At 60.0% G+C, this 15,517-nt stretch carries 14 protein-coding genes; 10 read left to right on the top strand and 4 right to left on the bottom strand.

What is annotated here, in order from left to right; all coding sequences use genetic code 11:
- Positions 1-59 precede the first annotated feature (59 nt).
- Positions 60-1,346 (bottom strand): serine hydrolase, encoded by a 1,287-nt coding sequence (locus tag AB8B33_RS02605; RefSeq protein WP_439014257.1) that lies wholly within the window; start codon positions 1,344-1,346, stop codon positions 60-62.
- A gap of 232 nt (positions 1,347-1,578) precedes the next feature.
- Between AB8B33_RS02605 and AB8B33_RS02600 the strand changes: the two genes are divergently transcribed.
- Positions 1,579-2,613, top strand: a complete 1,035-nt coding sequence (locus tag AB8B33_RS02600; RefSeq protein ID WP_439014256.1) for a polysaccharide deacetylase family protein — start codon at positions 1,579-1,581, stop codon at positions 2,611-2,613.
- Between the two features lie 5 nt (positions 2,614-2,618).
- Here the strand turns inward: AB8B33_RS02600 and pdxH are convergent, their stop codons facing one another.
- On the bottom strand, positions 2,619-3,239 hold the full coding sequence (pdxH, locus tag AB8B33_RS02595; RefSeq protein WP_113323067.1) for a pyridoxamine 5'-phosphate oxidase: 621 nt from the start codon (positions 3,237-3,239) through the stop codon (positions 2,619-2,621).
- Positions 3,240-3,303: 64 nt separating this feature from the next.
- Between pdxH and AB8B33_RS02590 the strand changes: the two genes are divergently transcribed.
- The 4 genes from AB8B33_RS02590 to AB8B33_RS02575 all read left to right on the top strand — a co-directional run bounded on the left by AB8B33_RS02590 (position 3,304) and on the right by AB8B33_RS02575 (position 6,781).
- Positions 3,304-3,762 carry an RT0821/Lpp0805 family surface protein gene (locus AB8B33_RS02590; RefSeq protein WP_007817961.1) on the top strand — a complete coding sequence of 153 codons (459 nt, stop codon included), beginning with the start codon at positions 3,304-3,306 and terminating at the stop codon, positions 3,760-3,762.
- Positions 3,763-4,049: 287 nt separating this feature from the next.
- The gene (locus AB8B33_RS02585; RefSeq protein WP_439014255.1) at positions 4,050-5,219 is read left to right on the top strand and encodes a DnaJ C-terminal domain-containing protein; all 1,170 of its coding nucleotides are present in this window, start codon (positions 4,050-4,052) and stop codon (positions 5,217-5,219) included.
- 122 nt (positions 5,220-5,341) lie between these two features.
- On the top strand, positions 5,342-6,160 hold the full coding sequence (gene fabI, locus AB8B33_RS02580) for an enoyl-ACP reductase FabI (protein WP_007817957.1): 819 nt from the start codon (positions 5,342-5,344) through the stop codon (positions 6,158-6,160).
- A 30-nt stretch (positions 6,161-6,190) separates the two neighbouring features.
- Positions 6,191-6,781 carry a histidine phosphatase family protein gene (locus AB8B33_RS02575; RefSeq protein ID WP_007817956.1) on the top strand — a complete coding sequence of 197 codons (591 nt, stop codon included), beginning with the start codon at positions 6,191-6,193 and terminating at the stop codon, positions 6,779-6,781.
- A gap of 16 nt (positions 6,782-6,797) precedes the next feature.
- Here the strand turns inward: AB8B33_RS02575 and AB8B33_RS02570 are convergent, their stop codons facing one another.
- On the bottom strand, positions 6,798-7,058 hold the full coding sequence (locus tag AB8B33_RS02570) for a DUF1344 domain-containing protein (RefSeq protein ID WP_439014254.1): 261 nt from the start codon (positions 7,056-7,058) through the stop codon (positions 6,798-6,800).
- Between the two features lie 246 nt (positions 7,059-7,304).
- Between AB8B33_RS02570 and AB8B33_RS02565 the strand changes: the two genes are divergently transcribed.
- The 3 genes from AB8B33_RS02565 to ribB all read left to right on the top strand — a co-directional run bounded on the left by AB8B33_RS02565 (position 7,305) and on the right by ribB (position 12,866).
- A complete protein-coding gene (locus tag AB8B33_RS02565) occupies positions 7,305-10,478 on the top strand; it encodes an EAL domain-containing protein (RefSeq protein ID WP_439014253.1) in 3,174 nt (1,057 codons plus the stop codon).
- A 175-nt stretch (positions 10,479-10,653) separates the two neighbouring features.
- Positions 10,654-11,751 carry a chorismate synthase gene (gene aroC / locus AB8B33_RS02560; RefSeq protein WP_439014252.1) on the top strand — a complete coding sequence of 366 codons (1,098 nt, stop codon included), beginning with the start codon at positions 10,654-10,656 and terminating at the stop codon, positions 11,749-11,751.
- Positions 11,752-11,762: 11 nt separating this feature from the next.
- Positions 11,763-12,866, top strand: a complete 1,104-nt coding sequence (gene ribB, locus AB8B33_RS02555; protein ID WP_439014251.1) for a 3,4-dihydroxy-2-butanone-4-phosphate synthase — start codon at positions 11,763-11,765, stop codon at positions 12,864-12,866.
- Positions 12,867-12,899: 33 nt separating this feature from the next.
- On the opposite strand, the gene AB8B33_RS02550 is transcribed toward ribB, so the two are convergent.
- Complete coding sequence (locus tag AB8B33_RS02550) at positions 12,900-14,090, bottom strand: winged helix-turn-helix domain-containing protein (RefSeq protein ID WP_439014250.1); 1,191 nt, start codon at positions 14,088-14,090, stop codon at positions 12,900-12,902.
- Between the two features lie 125 nt (positions 14,091-14,215).
- Here AB8B33_RS02550 and AB8B33_RS02545 point away from each other — a divergent pair, with 125 nt between their 5' ends.
- Both AB8B33_RS02545 and AB8B33_RS02540 read left to right on the top strand, forming a co-directional pair.
- Positions 14,216-14,890: an energy-coupling factor ABC transporter ATP-binding protein gene (locus AB8B33_RS02545; protein WP_439014249.1), complete on the top strand. Its 675-nt coding sequence runs from the start codon at positions 14,216-14,218 to the stop codon at positions 14,888-14,890.
- On the top strand, positions 14,890-15,498 hold the full coding sequence (locus AB8B33_RS02540; RefSeq protein WP_439014248.1) for a CbiQ family ECF transporter T component: 609 nt from the start codon (positions 14,890-14,892) through the stop codon (positions 15,496-15,498). The genes AB8B33_RS02545 and AB8B33_RS02540 overlap by 1 nt, the downstream gene beginning before the upstream one ends.
- Positions 15,499-15,517: the final 19 nt, after the last annotated feature.

Genomic DNA, 15,517 nt, shown 5'->3' with positions numbered 1-15,517 from the left:
GTTCTCCTTTTGTTTATGAGGAGAGCGCCGATTCCCGGAAATTGTCCAGAGTAGCCAGCTCAGCCCTGGTTCGGCAGAAGCATGCAGTCGTATGAGCGCTTCTTCAGGGCATCGCAGGCGGAGGTCGCATCTTCCTTGCTTTGGAAGCCGACGAAACGGGCGCGGTAAATCGTACCAGGCCCCTTCCCCACAGCTTCGGTGTAGGGCGAGGCGGAAACGAGCGGCGCACCTGCCTCGGACTGGGCCTGCGCAAGAAGCGCGCGGGCAGCATCGGCGCTCGGAGCAGCCGAGATCTGGATTTGCCAGCCACCTGCCTTGCCGACTGGCGCTTTAGGCGCCTTGCCGGCATTCATGATCTCGTCCATTGCCGCCGGGCGCTCCAACGGGATAACGCCGTTATCGGCATAACCGAGCGCCTTCGGTGCGGGTGCTGCTGCCTCGCCCGCAACGCGCGGCGCGATCGCCGGCGCGGGAACATCGGCCTCATCCGCGGCCGAGGCGACTTCGACCTGCTGTTTTGCATTGATGCTGGCGGTCAGCTTGGCGCTGCCCGAGGAGGCACGTCCCATATAGCGGTCGAACAATCCGGCCATCTTGGCGTCGCGACTGCGGGCCGTACGGCCGCCGAGAACCACGCCGACCACGCGGCGATTGCCGTCCTTCACGGCGCTGACGATGTTGAAGCCGGACGCATTGGTATAACCGGTTTTGATGCCGTCCATGCCCTGGTAGCGATACATGAGATTATTGTGGCCACGGATGGTCTGGCCACGGAAATTGAAGCTTGCAATGGAGAAGAGACGATATTCGCTGGGATAATTCTTCAGCAGCGCCACAGCGAGCGTGGACATGTCGCGCGCAGTCGTGATCTGACGCGCGTCCGGCAGGCCAGATGCATTGACAAAGACCGTGCGGCTCATGCCGAGCTGGCGGGCCTTCTGGGTCATAAGCCGGGCGAAATTGCTTTCCGAACCGCCGAGCTTTTCACCGATGGCTGCAGCAGCATCGTTGGCCGACTTGACGATCATGCCATAGACCGCCTCGCGCACAGTGATCGTACCGCCCGCTTTCACCCCGAGCTTCGTCGGCGGACGGGAGGCAGCATATTTCGACATGGTGATCGGTGTATCCCAGGTGATCTTGCCGCGATTGAGCGCCTCGAAGGTGAGATAGAGCGTCATCATCTTCGTGAGCGAGGCCGGATGGTTCAGCGTATCACCGTTTTCGGACGCAAGGACCTTGCCGGTGCGGGCATCGAGCACGAGGGAAGCGCTTCCGGCAAAGGCCGCAACGGGTGCAGTAATTGCCAGCGTCGCGGTCAAAATGGCAGCCAAAAGCCTTCTCATGCACTTCCCCTCATTATATCCGGCGAGTCGCTACAACCGAAATTATGTCCCGTATTGTGATAGATGCCCACAATCTGGCGCGACTTTGAGGCAACGCCCAAGTTTTTTCCAAGCTTTTGTTTCGCTTGGTTAAAGGCCGGTAAATAAACCGCTTTCCAATCGGATTCAGCAAGGTTTAACGGCGGCATTGATAGTCTGTGTGACACGATTACAAAGCGGGGTCACGGAAAAAATGGGGCAGTGGAAGCGGCGTCTGAAGCGCATCGCGATCGGCGGCGGGCTGGAAGCGGCCTGGCTGGCGAATGCCGCCGGGCTCATGAAAGAGGCCTGCGGACGCGTCGTCATCTTCACACTCCATCATGTACGTCCGCATATCGCCCAACCGTTCGAGCCAAACCAACATCTTGAAATCACGCCGGAATTTCTAGACGCGGCGCTTCGGCGGCTGAAGCGGAGCGGCTATCGTTTCGTGCCGCTCGATGCGGTGCCCTCCCTCTTGTCGGACGCGCAGGACGATCGCCTGTTCGCCGCCTTCACGCTGGATGATGGGTATCGCAACAATTTCGTCCATGCCCTGCCCGTTTTCGAACGGCATGGCGCACCCTTTACGGTTTTCATTGCGCAAGGCTTTGCCGAAGGCTCGCACAGCATCTGGTGGGAGACGCTGGCGCTGCTGCTCGGCAGGGAGAACAGCATCGAGTTCAATTTCGGCCTAGGCAGAGAGAGGCTGGCGCTCGATACGCCCGTCCGGAAATGGGACGCCTTCGACCGGCTTGCCGAGTTTATCCACAGGCAAGACGAGAGCCGCGCCATCTCGGAGGTGGATGCGCTGGCGCGGCGCCACGGTATAGAGCCGGTCGATATCACGCGGGAACTGGTCATGGAGCCACAGGAATTGCGCGAGCTCGCGGCAAGCCCGCTCGCCAGTCTCGGCGCCCATACGATCAGCCATCGGGCGCTTGCCCGCCTGCCGCATGCGGAAGCTCGGATCGAGATGGAAATCTCGGTCGATTATGTCGAGTCGATCACCGGCACCCGCCCCCGGACGATCGCTTTTCCCTACGGCACGCCCGAGGCAGCAACGGGCCGCGAAGCGGACCTTGCGGCAAAGCTCGGATTTGCCGTCGCGGTAACAACGCAGCCAGGCTTTCCGACCGCAAGCTTGCCCACCTATATGCCGCGCATCTCGCTCAACGGCTTTTACCAAAAGCCACGCTATGTTTCGGCGCTGGCATCAGGCATTCCATTGAAACTGCTCGGGAAATAAGCCCTTTACGGATACATTCGCACCTTGTCCCAGGCCCCCTCAGGCGTCGGTCGGCGAAACTCGACGCGGTCGTGCAGTCGGAACTTCTGGTCTTTCCAGAACTCGATCGAGGTCGGGCGGATCCGGAAGCCGGACCAGTAAGACGGGCGCGGGATGTCGCCGATGGCGTAACGCGCCGTATATTCGGCAACGGCCTTTTCCAGCGCGAAGCGGCTTTCGAGCGGGCGCGACTGCTTGGAAGCCCAGGCGCCGATACGGCTGCCGCGGGCGCGGGTCGCAAAATAAGCGTCGGCCTCGGCATCGGTGACCAATTCGACAGGGCCGCGAATGCGCACCTGGCGGCGCAGCGTTTTCCAGTGGAAACACATGGCGGCTTTCTTCTGCCCCAAGATTTCGCGACCTTTCCGGCTCTCGAAATTCGTGTAGAAGACGAATCCGTCGGTATCGAAACCCTTCAGGAGAACCATGCGGACATTGGGCAGCCCATCTTCATCGACCGTCGCGAGCGCGACAGCATTGGGGTCGTTGACTTCGGAAGCCTCCGCCTCCTTCAGCCATTCCCCAAAGAGCTTGAAGGGCTCTTCACTTTCGGTAAAGTCACCACCTGTTAACCCGTTTTCCGACATATTAATTCAAATCCCGCGGTTTATGAAAACTGACCCAGCTTTCGAAGCTGGGGAAGGATACAGGGTGGAAGTCATAGCAAAGACACATCGCCATACAAAGGGTTCGCTGCGCCGCAGCTTCAGGCTCTCCATCGTCGGTATCGCGATTCTGTCACTTTCCGGCTGCGTGGCCGGAGGGTTCGATTTCCTGAGTTCGTCAAAGGTGGACCGTTCGGTTGCGACCGGCACGGTGCCGCAGCCAGCGCCCAGCACCGATACGCTTTCCGACGAGATGACGGTGCGCAACGCCGTGACGTCTGCCGATATCCAGAAGCTCGAAGGACAGCCGCTTCCCTGGGCCAATGCGTCCACCGGCAGCGCCGGCATCATCGACACGATCGTGGAGAATAATGACGCCGGCCAGGTTTGCCGCCAGTTCCGCACGACGCGGCATTCCTATGTCGGCATCGCCAAATTCTACGGCAAGACCTGCCTTGTCGGTGGCGGCAACTGGCAGCTTCTGAGCTTCCAGCCGGAAAGCTGATCCCACTGTCCACCTGTTCCGGCACGATGCGCCCCTGACACGTCAGGGTTAATGTGCCGTGCCGATTCGCCTCAATGTTTAGTGAAAGGCTAACCATTCGCGGCAAAACACCCCATATCCAACTTCGGAAATAAGAAGTGATTAGCAACTCTACCGCACGATCGCCCAACGAGCGGGCTTTCCTGTCGCGAGAGCGAACCGGACGGCGCGTCATGAGTTGAGATTCGGTTTCCGGGAACGGCCACGAGGAACATGCCTCCCGGATTGCGACAGCGGTGGTGCGAACAATGCGTGATCCATACAAGGTGCTGGGCGTCAAGCGCGACGCAGGAGCAGACGAAATCAAGACTGCCTGGCGCAACATGGCCAAGGCCGTGCATCCTGATCACAATCAGGGCGACCCGACGGCGACCGCACGTTTCGCCGAGATCGGCCGCGCCTATGAAACGTTGAAAGATCCGAGAAAGCGTAATCTCTTCGACAGCGCCGTGCGCATGGCAGAAGCCAAGAAGCAGGAACAGACGATCATGCAGCAGCGCCAGGCTGCCCGTGAGGCCGCCGTCCGCGCCAGGGCCGCGCAGGCCAATGCCGAGCGCGTGATGGAAGAGCTTGCGCGCGCCAATGCCAATGCGCAGAAGGCCGCAGCAGCAGGTGCCAAACCGCAGCAGGCAGGCACAACCGAAGCCGCAGAAGAGATGGTCGAACGCATTTTTGGCGCACAGGCGCAATCTCACGCCCAGCAGGCACATTCTCAGCAAGCACAAGCCAGGCCGCATGCAGCCGAGGCGGCCAAGCAGCCGGAACAGGAAACAGCGGAATCCGAAACCGCCAGGGCGGAGGACGAGCAGACCGAGTCCACCACCGGCACTGGCGCCAACATGTCGCTACCGCTCAGCCTGCTGACCTCGCTCGTGCGCCGCTTCACCGGCGCCGGCCAGCCAGGCCTTGAGAAGGCGCCGGATGAGGTGGCGACCGCAACCGTGACGATCGAAGACATCATGAAGGGAAGCTGGACGACAGTTTCCCTTCCGGAGGGCCGCGAAGTCGGCTTCGCCCTTCCGGCCGGCACGACTGAAGGCCATCAGGTCCGGCTCAAAGGGCAAGGATTCAAGCTGCCGGGCATGCAACGCGGCGACGCCGTCATCAATATCCACATCGCGCCCGATCCGCGCTTTACCGTCGATGGCTTCGACGTGCATGCCGTGCTGCCGCTCAACATCGAAAACGCAGTGCTTGGCACCGAGGCGCGCGTTGACGGTCCGCAGGGACCGCTCAATGTGACAGTCCCTGCCTGGTCCGGCTCCGACAAGACTATCCGCATTCCCGACCAAGGTCTGCCTAACGACAGCGGCGGAAAAGGCGATCTCGTCGTCGAATTGCGTATTATGTTGTGGGAAAAACCCGACGCTAAAGTCACTGATCTCATGCGGAGCATGCGTGAAGGGCTGTTTTTATGAAATTTCGGTGACAATCGCACCCTTTGTTACGATCCCTAACAGTTGATGATCTTGGGCCTGCTTGAACCGATTAACGGCCTATGCCATAGGCAGGATCATCAGAATTCCTAGGGAAGCGAAATATGGCTCAAGCATCCGGCCTCATGGCAGGCAAACGCGGCGTCATCATGGGTGTCGCCAACAATCGTTCGATTGCGTGGGGTATTGCCAAGGCCATTCATGCGCAGGGCGGAGAAGTTGCCTTCACTTACCAGGGCGATGCCTTGAAGAAGCGCGTGGAGCCGCTGGCTGCCGAAATCGGCGCCGTCATGGTCGGCCATTGCGATGTCAGCGATGAATCCACGATCGATGCCGTTTTCGAAAACGTCGAGAAGCTGTGGGGCAAGATCGATTTCATCGTGCACGCGATCGGCTTTTCCGACAAGGACGAGCTGACGGGCCGTTACGTCGATACGTCGGCCGACAACTTCGCAAAGACCATGCAGATCTCCGTCTACTCCTTCACCTCGGTCGCTCGCCGCGCCGAGAAGCTGATGACGGAAGGCGGTTCGATGCTCACCCTCACATATTACGGTGCTGAAAAGGTGATGCCGAACTACAATGTCATGGGCGTCGCCAAGGCGGCTCTTGAAGCCAGCGTGAAGTATCTCGCCGTCGACCTCGGACCGAAGAACATCCGCGTCAACGCTGTTTCGGCAGGCCCGATCAAGACGCTTGCTGCCTCCGGCATCGGCGATTTCCGCTACATCCTCAAATGGAACGAGTATAATGCGCCGTTGCGCCGTACCGTGACCATCGAGGAAGTGGGCGATGTCGGCCTCTACCTTCTCTCGGACCTGTCCCGTTCGGTGACGGGTGAAGTACATCATGCCGACAGCGGCTATCATGTCATCGGCATGAAGGCTGTGGACGCGCCTGATATTTCTGTCATCAAGGACTGAGGCGTCCTCCCCCAAGCGGAGCCGATCCCCGTGCTCATCTATGTGATCAGACACGGCCAGACCGACTGGAACGCGGAACGCCGTCTGCAGGGGCAGAAGGATATTCCGATCAATGCGATCGGCCGCGAACAGGCAAAACAGAACGGGATCGCCCTTGCGGCGGTCCTGAAGGGCGAAGATACGGAATTCGATTTCGTCGCAAGCCCGCTCGGGCGCACGCGCGAGACCATGGAGATCATGCGATCGGCCATGGGGCTCCCGCCCAAGGATTACCGAACCGACGAACGTCTGGTCGAAGTCTCCTTTGGCGACTGGGAAGGCTATACGCTAAAGCAGCTCAGGGCCTCGCAGGCCGAGAGAGTGACGGAACGCAACATCAACAAGTGGGATTTCATTCCGCCGGGCGAAGATGCGGAAAGCTACGAGATCATGTCGTGGCGGACCGGCGCATGGCTGAATTCAGTCGACCGGCCGACCGTCTGCGTCACCCATGGCGGCGTCATCAGAAGCTTGTTCAAGATAATCTCCAACCTGCCGAAGGACGTCGCCTCTGAGGGCGAAATCCCGCAGGACCGGATTTTGAAAATCGAGACGTCGCAGAGCCTGATCGGCTGGATCTAGCCCAAATGCGGCTTGCCTACTTGACGATGTCGAGATCGTTGATGACGCGCTTGCCGTCGACTTCTGTATAGAAAATCACCACCTTGACGCCGACCTTCAGGCCTTCGAAATCGAATTCCTCGGGCGCCTGATAGGTCTTGCCATCATCGAGCGTCAGGACAAGATTGGCCGTATCGACCTTCTTGATCGTCGCCTCGACATCGGCGCTCTCGGCAAAACTGCTCATGGGTGAAAGAAAATTTGCCGTGGCCAGAAGCGTAGCAATAACGAAACGCATGTCGGCAATCCCTTTGAAACGCTGCCATTGATATCGAGTGGCCACAGATAAACTCCTGAATATGGCGAAAATTGCCCGGAAGAATGGCTTTCGGCGCCCAATTGATGAATAGGATTTTACGGATAATCAAGAGGCTCGATTAACCGTCATTTTCTCTCTGTTTACGCGATTTAGCGGCCGCGAATGCGCGCAATCGTAAATTAACTCCTGCCCCCTAAAGTCGGCCCGAATGTAGGGGTATGTGATTTGCAATTCCGGCTGAGCAACGGCAACCAGCTGCGGCGTGTTCTGAAGAATACGCGTGTCTCGCTGCTGGTTTCAGCCCTCGTGGCCATTGTCGTAATTGCCGTCGGCTTTGCACTCGACAGAGCAAATACTGCCGCCCATCTGCGCGAGCTGCAAATCCGTACTGAAAACGAGACGAACCTGATCCGTGCCCGCATGATGGCGCAGATCAATATGGACATTACCGCCGTCCGCGACCTTTCCAACCTGATCTCACTCGGCACGCAGGCCAACGAGGTCGAGATGGAGCGGCAGATCAACTGGCTGCTGATCCAGAACCCACATTTCATCCATATTGCGGTCGCGCCCGATTTCATCGTCAAGTCGGTCTATCCGGCGCAATCCGGTCGAGACAGGATCGGCAAGGATGTGCGCGAGCGGCTGATGGAGCGCATGTCGATCAGCCGCAATACCGGCGACCAGTCGGCGCGCTTCTACGGTCCCTTCAAGACGGCGGATGCAGAAAACGCCTTCGCGATCTTCTTCCCGGTTTTCGTCAAGCAGAACGGCCAGCGTCGCATCTGGGGCGCGGTCGAGGTGGTCATCGACCAGAACATGTTCTACGAGGCGACCGGCCTGAAGCCCGCGCGCAACAGCGAAAACCAGGAGCGCTATCCGCATCTCGACCATTTGTCGATCGCGGTGCGTGACATCGGCATTCCGGACGAAACGGCCGCGCCCTTCTTCGGCCCTTCCAATATCTACGAGAACGATCCGCTTCGCCGCAAAATCAACTTCGCGGGCGGGCGATGGGAACTGGCGGCAGTGCCGAACTCCGGCTGGCATGCGGTTCCCAATAATCAGCGTGAACTGCGATTGATCATCGTCGCCGCAGGCTGCGTGATCATCATCCCGATCTTTTTCGCCACGTTGCTGCTTGGCGAACGCAACCGCAACATCACGCAGCTCGAGGCCCGGGAAGCCAAACTTATGGAACTGTCGCAGCGCCTCAACCTGGCGCTGGAATCTTCCCGGATCGGCATATGGGAGCTGCAGGAAAACGCCACCAACCTTGCCTGGGATGCACGCGCATCCACCCTTCACGGCCTCAAAGCGATCGAAGGCAGCCGGCCACTGGAAGTGTGGCTTTCGACTATCGTGCCGGAAGACCGCGAAATCGCCGAGGTTCATTTCTTCGGTTGCAGCATCGCTGGAGAAGCCTGCACCGCGCAATACAGGGTGATGCGGGACGATGGCCGCATCCGCCATCTGCGTTCCATCGGCGCCTTCTATACGGATGCCGGCGGCACAGGAAAGACGATCGGCATCGTCTGGGACGTGACAGCCGATGCGGAAGTCACCAACACGCTTCGCCTTGCCAAGGAAACGAGCGAGCTCAAGAATGCCGAGCTGGAACTCGCGCTGGAAGAACTTTCAAGCCGCGAGGCGGAGCTCTCCGAACTCTCCGGCAAGCTCGATCTGGCCCTCGATTCCTATCAATGCGGCATCTGGGAGGCAATTCTCGGCAAGAGCGGCTCGATCTGGGACGAGCGCATGCACGAGCTCTACGGGTTGAAGCAGAGCAATGCCTTCGTGACCGAGGACGCATGGCTCTCCTGCATTCACCCCGATGACCGCGGGCTGGCGCTCGAAAGCGCCGGGCATTTCAGGCAGCTCGGAGACACGCATACGCTGGTCTGCCGCGTGCCGGACGAAAATGGCGGCGTGCGCTACGTGCGTTCCGTCGGAAAGGTGCACCGCACGCCGACCGGCGAGATGAAGATCATCGGCATCGCCTTCGATTCGACCGAGGATGCATTGATGACGCTGCGCCTCAAGGCCGCGAAGGATGAGGCGATCACCAAGAACATCGAGCTGGAACTCGCAAAGAACAGGATCGAGCACAATTCCCTGCACGACCCGCTGACCTCGCTTGCCAACCGTCGCAAGCTCGATATCGCGCTGGAAAACCTGACGGATGCCGGCCATAGCGACCGGCAGAAATTTGCGATCCTGCATATCGACCTCGACCGCTTCAAGGAAATCAACGACACGCTGGGACATGCAGCCGGCGATGCGATGCTGGTCCATGCTTCACGCGTGCTTTCCAGAAATCTGCGTGACAGCGATGTCGTTGCGCGTATCGGCGGCGACGAGTTCGTCATCCTCTCCTTCGACGTGGGCGACAAGGAGATGGCGGAGCTTGCAGGCCGCGTCATCGAGGAAATGCGCCAGCCCGTCGATTTCCAGGGGTTTCCCTGCCGTTGCGGCGTGTCGATCGGCATTGCACTGGCGAACGGCATTCATGTCGATGCCCGCAAAGTGTTGATCAATGCCGACATCGCGCTCTATCGCGCCAAGAGCCTCGGCCGCAACCGCTTCGAATTCTTCAACCACAATCTGCAGGCCGACATCATTAACAATAAACGCACGGCCGATGAAATCCTTGCCGGCATCGACAATGGCGAGTTCACGGCCTGGTACCAGCCGCAATTCTGCGCGCGGACGATGAAGCTGACGGGCGTCGAGGCGCTGGTGCGCTGGCGCCATCCCTCCAAGGGCTTGCTCACCCCGGACAAATTCCTGCGCATTGCCGATGAGATCAACGTCGTGCAGACGCTCGACCGCATCGTCCTGGAAACCGCGCTGCGCGACAAGATGCGCTGGGCTGCGCAGGGCATCTATATACCGAAAGTCTCCGTCAACGTTTCGGCGCGGCGCCTGCATGATGGCAGCCTCCTGGAATCGCTTGGTGACCTGCAGATCCGCCCCGGCGAGATTTCCTTCGAACTGGTGGAATCCATCTTTCTCGACGAAAGCGAGGACGTGGTTTCGCAAAACCTCGAACGGATCAAGGCGCTCGGCATCGATATCGAGATCGACGATTTCGGCACCGGCCACACCTCGATCGTGTCGCTGCTGAAGCTCAAGCCGAAACGGCTGAAGATCGACCGGCAGCTTGTCCAGCCGATCGTCGCATCCTCACAGGAGCGCACGCTCGTCAGTTCCATCATCGAAATCGCCCGTTCGCTCGGTGTGGAGACCGTGGCGGAGGGTGTCGAGACGCTGGCACATGCCGAACTGCTGCGCGATCTCGGCTGCGATCTGCTGCAGGGTTACGCCTTCGCACGTCCCCTTTCCTTCGATGACTTCGCCATTGAGGCGCGCGGCACGGCCTGGCTGCTGGCATCCTAGCGCTGAAGCCGCGGCGGCTATCGGTCGCAAATACGGGAAATACCATTTCCCTGATCGCACCATCAGGCGCAAAGAAAGGCTTTTGCCTGAACGGTTTTTTGGCCTATGAGTGTCGCGCCTTTTCGAGTAATGGCGCGGCCGGTGACGACTGGTTCCGCGCATCCGGCGGGAACACATGTCGCACAATACATTCGGTCATCTCTTCCGTGTAACTACCTGGGGCGAAAGCCATGGGCCGGCGCTCGGCGCCGTCGTCGACGGCTGCCCTCCGGGGCTGCGCTTCAAGCTCGAGGACCTGCAGGTCTGGCTCGACAAGCGTAAGCCCGGCCAGAGCCGTTTCGTCACCCAGCGGCGCGAAGACGACCTGGTGAAAGTTCTCTCGGGCGTGATGATGGACGCCGACGGCGAGACGATGATTTCGACTGGCACACCGATTTCCATGCTGATCGAGAATACCGACCAGCGTTCCAAGGACTATGGCGAGATCGCCCGGCAGTACCGCCCCGGCCATGCCGATTATACCTATGATACCAAATACGGCATCCGCGACTATCGCGGCGGTGGCCGTTCGTCTGCCCGCGAGACTGCTGCCCGCGTGGCGGCCGGCGGCATCGCCCGGCTCGTCGTGCCCGGTGCCACCATCCGCGGGGCGCTAGTGCAGATCGGCAAGCACAAGATCAACCGTGCCAACTGGGACTGGGATCAGGTCGGGCAGAACCCGTTCTTCTCGCCGGACGCCGAGATCGTGCCGGTCTGGGAAGAGTATCTCGACGGCATCCGCAAGGCCGGCTCCTCTATCGGCGCCGTCATCGAAGTGATCGCCGAAGGTGTACCCGCCGGTCTCGGCGCCCCGATCTACGGCAAGCTCGACCAGGATATCGCCTCGCTGCTGATGTCGATCAACGCCGTCAAGGGCGTCGAGATCGGCAACGGCTTTGCCGCCGCAGAGACGAGCGGCGAGGACAATGCCGATGAGATGCGCATGGGCAATGACGGCAAGCCGATCTTCCTGTCCAACAATGCCGGCGGCATCCTCGGGGGCATTTCGACCGGCCAGCCGGTCGTCGCCCGCTTTGCCGTCAAGCCGACCTCTTCCATTCTCACCGAACGGCAGTCGATCGATGCCGACGGCAAGAATGTCGATATCCGCACCAAGGGCCGTCATGACCCCTGCGTTGGCATCCGCGCCGTGCCGATCGGCGAGGCGATGATCGCCTGCGCCATTGCCGACCATTATCTTCGCGACCGCGGCCAAACCGGCCGGCTGAAATAGGAATTTGTCCCATGCCTTATGATCAGAAGCGCGTTGTTGATGCCATCAGGGCTTTCGAAGCCGGCGAAATCGTCGTCGTCATGGATGACAATGATCGTGAAAACGAGGGTGACCTGATCGTTGCCGCAGTGCATGCGACGCCCGAAAAGATGGCCTTCATCGTGCGCCACACGTCAGGCATCGTCTGCGCGCCCATGCCGAAGGAAGAGGCTAAGCGGCTGAACCTCAACGCCATGGTGGCGGAAAACGATTCCGCCCATACGACCGCCTTCACCGTTTCCGTCGACTTCAAGCACGGTACGACAACGGGCATTTCCGCCGACGACCGCACGCTGACGGTACGCAACCTTGCCAACCCGAATGTGGGCGCGTCAGATTTCGTCCGTCCCGGCCACATCTTTCCGCTGGTCTCCCGCGAAGGCGGTGTGCTGATGCGCTCTGGCCATACGGAAGCGGCCGTGGATCTCTGCAAGCTTGCCGGCCTGCCGCCGATCGGCGTCATCTCCGAACTCGTCAATGACGACGGCACGGTGACGCGCGGCCCGCAGGTCGTGGATTTTGCCGAACAGCACGGACTGAAGCTTCTCTCGGTCGCCGACCTCATCGCCTATCGCCAGCGCAAGGAAACGCTGATCGAACTCGGCTCGAGCTTCGATATCGAGACGCCGTTCGGCAAGGCCAAGGCGCATACCTACGCCCTGCCTTGGGATCCGATGCAGCATCTCGCCGTCGTCTTCGGCGATATCAGGGACGGTGTCGATATCCCGGTGCGCCTGCATCCGGAAAACGTCGCCGACGACCTGTTCGGCAAGCGCAAACCGGTCGACTTCTACATGCAGAAAATCGCTGAAGAGGGCCGCGGTATCATCGTCTACCTGCGTGAAGGCTCGGTCGGAGTCGGCCATTACGACAATGGACGCAAGGCGCGCGGCCAGGGCCGCGAGGCCCATGCCGAAGCGCAGACGCGCGACAGCGAATGGCTGGAAATTGGCCTCGGCGCACAGATCCTCAGGGATCTCGGCGTCAGCTCGATCAAGCTGATGACCAGCCGCGAGCGGCATTATGTCGGCCTGGAAGGATTTGGGATCAAGATTTCCAAGACGGAAATCTGCTGACTAGCTATCCCTTCTCCCGTCGGGGAGAAGGGATTACCCTTTCCAGCGGTCGTGATAGACGACGTTCTCCACGCCGGCGAAGCGCGCTAAGCGATCCAACTCGGCTTCCAGCTTTTCCAGCCGCCCTGCGGATGCTTTCACGCGTGGCTCAAGCCATAGGCGCTTGACATCCAGTGTGCCCTTCTTCCTGTCCGCCTTCATATCGATACGGCCGATGAGCCTGTCGCCTTCCAGGAGCGGGAAAACGTAATAGCCGTATTCCCGCTTCGGCTCCGGCACGAAGATCTCGATACGATAGAAGAAGCCGAAAAGACGCTCTGTCCGGTTTCTGTCCCGGATCATCGGATCAAACGGGCTGAGCACCCGGATTCGCGGTGGCGCTTCCGGATAAGCGTCTGTCGTTCCAAGGAAATCGGCAAAGGCCCATGAGGCCCGTGGCTTACCGCCGAGAGCCGGTTCGATCATCACTTCGATCAGCTCATCCCTGTTTTCGGCAACCCAGGCCTTGGCTTCATCAGGCGAGAGCAGATCCCAGAAGGCGGCGATTTCGCCGTGTGTGGCAAAGCCCAGACGGGTAAGCGCGCTGCGGCAGGCCCAGTCCACGAAATCCCCACGGCTGACCTCAGGCTTATGGAATTCGGCGGGAATGACCCGCTCGACGAGATCATAGATCTTCTGGAAGTTGGAGCGGCCGGCGATGGCGAATTTGCCGGTGCGCCAGAAATATTCGAGCGCCGTCTTGTTGGGGTGCCAGTTCCACCAGCCGCCGGAGACGTGGCCGTCCGCCTTCATGTCGCGCGCCAGGATCGCCCCATCCTTGACCACCCGATCATAGGTCTCCTCGAAGGAAGCTTCGAAGCCCTCGCCGCGCCATCTACGCCAGCGCTCGACGAGCGCCAGTTCCTCGTCGCGGAATTTGTGTTTCCAGTATTTGAAGAAGGCGCTCGGCAGGATGGAGGCATCATGCGTCCAGTGTTCGAAGAGCGCACCATCCTTCTCCAGGAGCGCGGTCAGGTGTTCGCGCCGGTATGTCTGATTGCGGGAAAAGAGGATCTGATGATGGGCGCGTTCCACCGTCTGAATGCTATCCACCTGCACAAAGCCGAGGTCGTGAATGAGGTCCAGCAGGCCGGCCTTGGTCAATGCACGGTTCGGAGGCGCGCTCAGCCCCTGCTTGGCGAGAAAGACACGGCGGGCATCGGAATTGGAGAGCAGATTCGTCATGCCGGCATCATAGCGCGGAAAATCTTCCTAGCTACCCGATACGATATTCGAGCCGATTTGATTTTGATCCTTTATCGCGTCGTCACCGCCTTATAGAAGCAGGAGTTCAAACAAGGGGACCAGAGTTGGATATTCGTTTCGAGAGCGCGGGCGCCAGTTTCGGAGCAAGGATCGCGGTCGAGCCGCTGACACTGTCTCTCACCGAAAACCGTCTCGGCGTCATCGGGCTCAACGGTTCGGGCAAAACGACCTTCGCGCGGATGATCAACGGGCTCATGAAACCCACCACGGGCAAAGTCACCGTCAACGGGCGCGATACACTTGAGAAGAAGACGGCGCTTGCCGATGTTGGCTTCATCTTCCAGTCGCCGCAGAACCAGATCATCCTGCCGATCGTCAAGGACGACATCGCTTTCGGACTGAAGGGCCGCGGTTTTAGCAAGGCGGAGATCGATCGAAAGGTTGAGCTGGTGCTGGCACGCTTCAACGCCGAGGAACTCGCCACGCGCCGTGCCCATGAGCTTTCCGGCGGCGAGTTGCAGATCGCGGCGCTCTGCTCGGTGCTGGCAACCGGTCCCCATATCCTGATCCTCGACGAGCCGACCAATCAGCTTGACCTGCGCAACCGCGCGCTCGTGCAGAAGACCATCGATGGGCTCGAAGAAAATGTCGTCGTCATCACCCATGATCTCGAGCTGATATCAGGCTTCGAGCGGGTGTTACTGTTTCATGAGGGCAGGCTGGAGGCCGATGCGCCGGCAGCCGAAGCGATTGCCCGCTACAGGGAGCTCGCCATCTGATGCAGTCGCTTTATGTCGAAGGCAACAGCGCGCTGCACCGGCTTTCGCCGCGGGTAAAGATCTTTTCCCTCTTCCTGCTCGGCGTCGTGTTGTTCCTCGGCGACAATCTTCCGCTGCTTGCCATCGTCACGCTGCTGACGGCGCTGACCTATCGCAGCATCGGCTTGTCGCTGAACGAATCGGCCGTCCGGCTGCGGCCAATCTTGCTGACGATCGTGATCGTGGCACTCTTCACCCTCATCGTCAGTCCGTGGCACGTGGCGCTTGCGACGCTGCTCCGGCTGACAGCGCTGATGCTGTTTGCTGCCGCCGTGACCGCAACGACGACAATCACACAATTCATGGATGAGATAACGGCGCTTGCACGACCGCTGGAACGGATCGGCTGGGTGAAGGCCGACGACATTGGGCTGGCGGTCGGTCTCGTGCTGCGCTTCGTGCCAGAAATCATCGCCCGCTACCATGCGATCAGCGAAGCGCATGCGGCGCGTGGACTGAAGGTGCGACCGGCGACGATCCTTACCCCGCTCATCATTTTAACGCTCAGGGATGCGGATAACATTGCCGCGGCGATTGACGCGCGCGGCATTCGGCGGCATGTCAGTTAACGATTTATGAATTGGAGAT

This window comes from Rhizobium sp. 768_B6_N1_8 (genome assembly GCF_051811225.1).
Lineage (GTDB): Bacteria > Pseudomonadota > Alphaproteobacteria > Rhizobiales > Rhizobiaceae > Rhizobium.
The sequence above is the reverse complement of the archived record's forward strand: the minus strand, read 5'-3'. Positions and strand labels throughout refer to the sequence as shown.

Excerpts from the sequence above, each read along its gene's own strand:
- AB8B33_RS02605 (WP_439014257.1), bottom strand. The coding sequence starts at position 1,346 with ATGAGAAGGCTTTTGGCTGCCATTTTGACCGCGACGCTGGCAATTACT.
- AB8B33_RS02600 (WP_439014256.1), top strand. The coding sequence starts at position 1,579 with ATGGGGCAGTGGAAGCGGCGTCTGAAGCGCATCGCGATCGGCGGCGGG.
- pdxH (WP_113323067.1), bottom strand. The coding sequence starts at position 3,239 with ATGTCGGAAAACGGGTTAACAGGTGGTGACTTTACCGAAAGTGAAGAG.
- AB8B33_RS02585 (WP_439014255.1), top strand. The coding sequence starts at position 4,050 with ATGCGTGATCCATACAAGGTGCTGGGCGTCAAGCGCGACGCAGGAGCA.
- fabI (WP_007817957.1), top strand. The coding sequence starts at position 5,342 with ATGGCTCAAGCATCCGGCCTCATGGCAGGCAAACGCGGCGTCATCATG.
- AB8B33_RS02570 (WP_439014254.1), bottom strand. The coding sequence starts at position 7,058 with ATGCGTTTCGTTATTGCTACGCTTCTGGCCACGGCAAATTTTCTTTCA.
- aroC (WP_439014252.1), top strand. The coding sequence starts at position 10,654 with ATGTCGCACAATACATTCGGTCATCTCTTCCGTGTAACTACCTGGGGC.
- ribB (WP_439014251.1), top strand. The coding sequence starts at position 11,763 with ATGCCTTATGATCAGAAGCGCGTTGTTGATGCCATCAGGGCTTTCGAA.
- AB8B33_RS02550 (WP_439014250.1), bottom strand. The coding sequence starts at position 14,090 with ATGACGAATCTGCTCTCCAATTCCGATGCCCGCCGTGTCTTTCTCGCC.
- AB8B33_RS02540 (WP_439014248.1), top strand. The coding sequence starts at position 14,890 with ATGCAGTCGCTTTATGTCGAAGGCAACAGCGCGCTGCACCGGCTTTCG.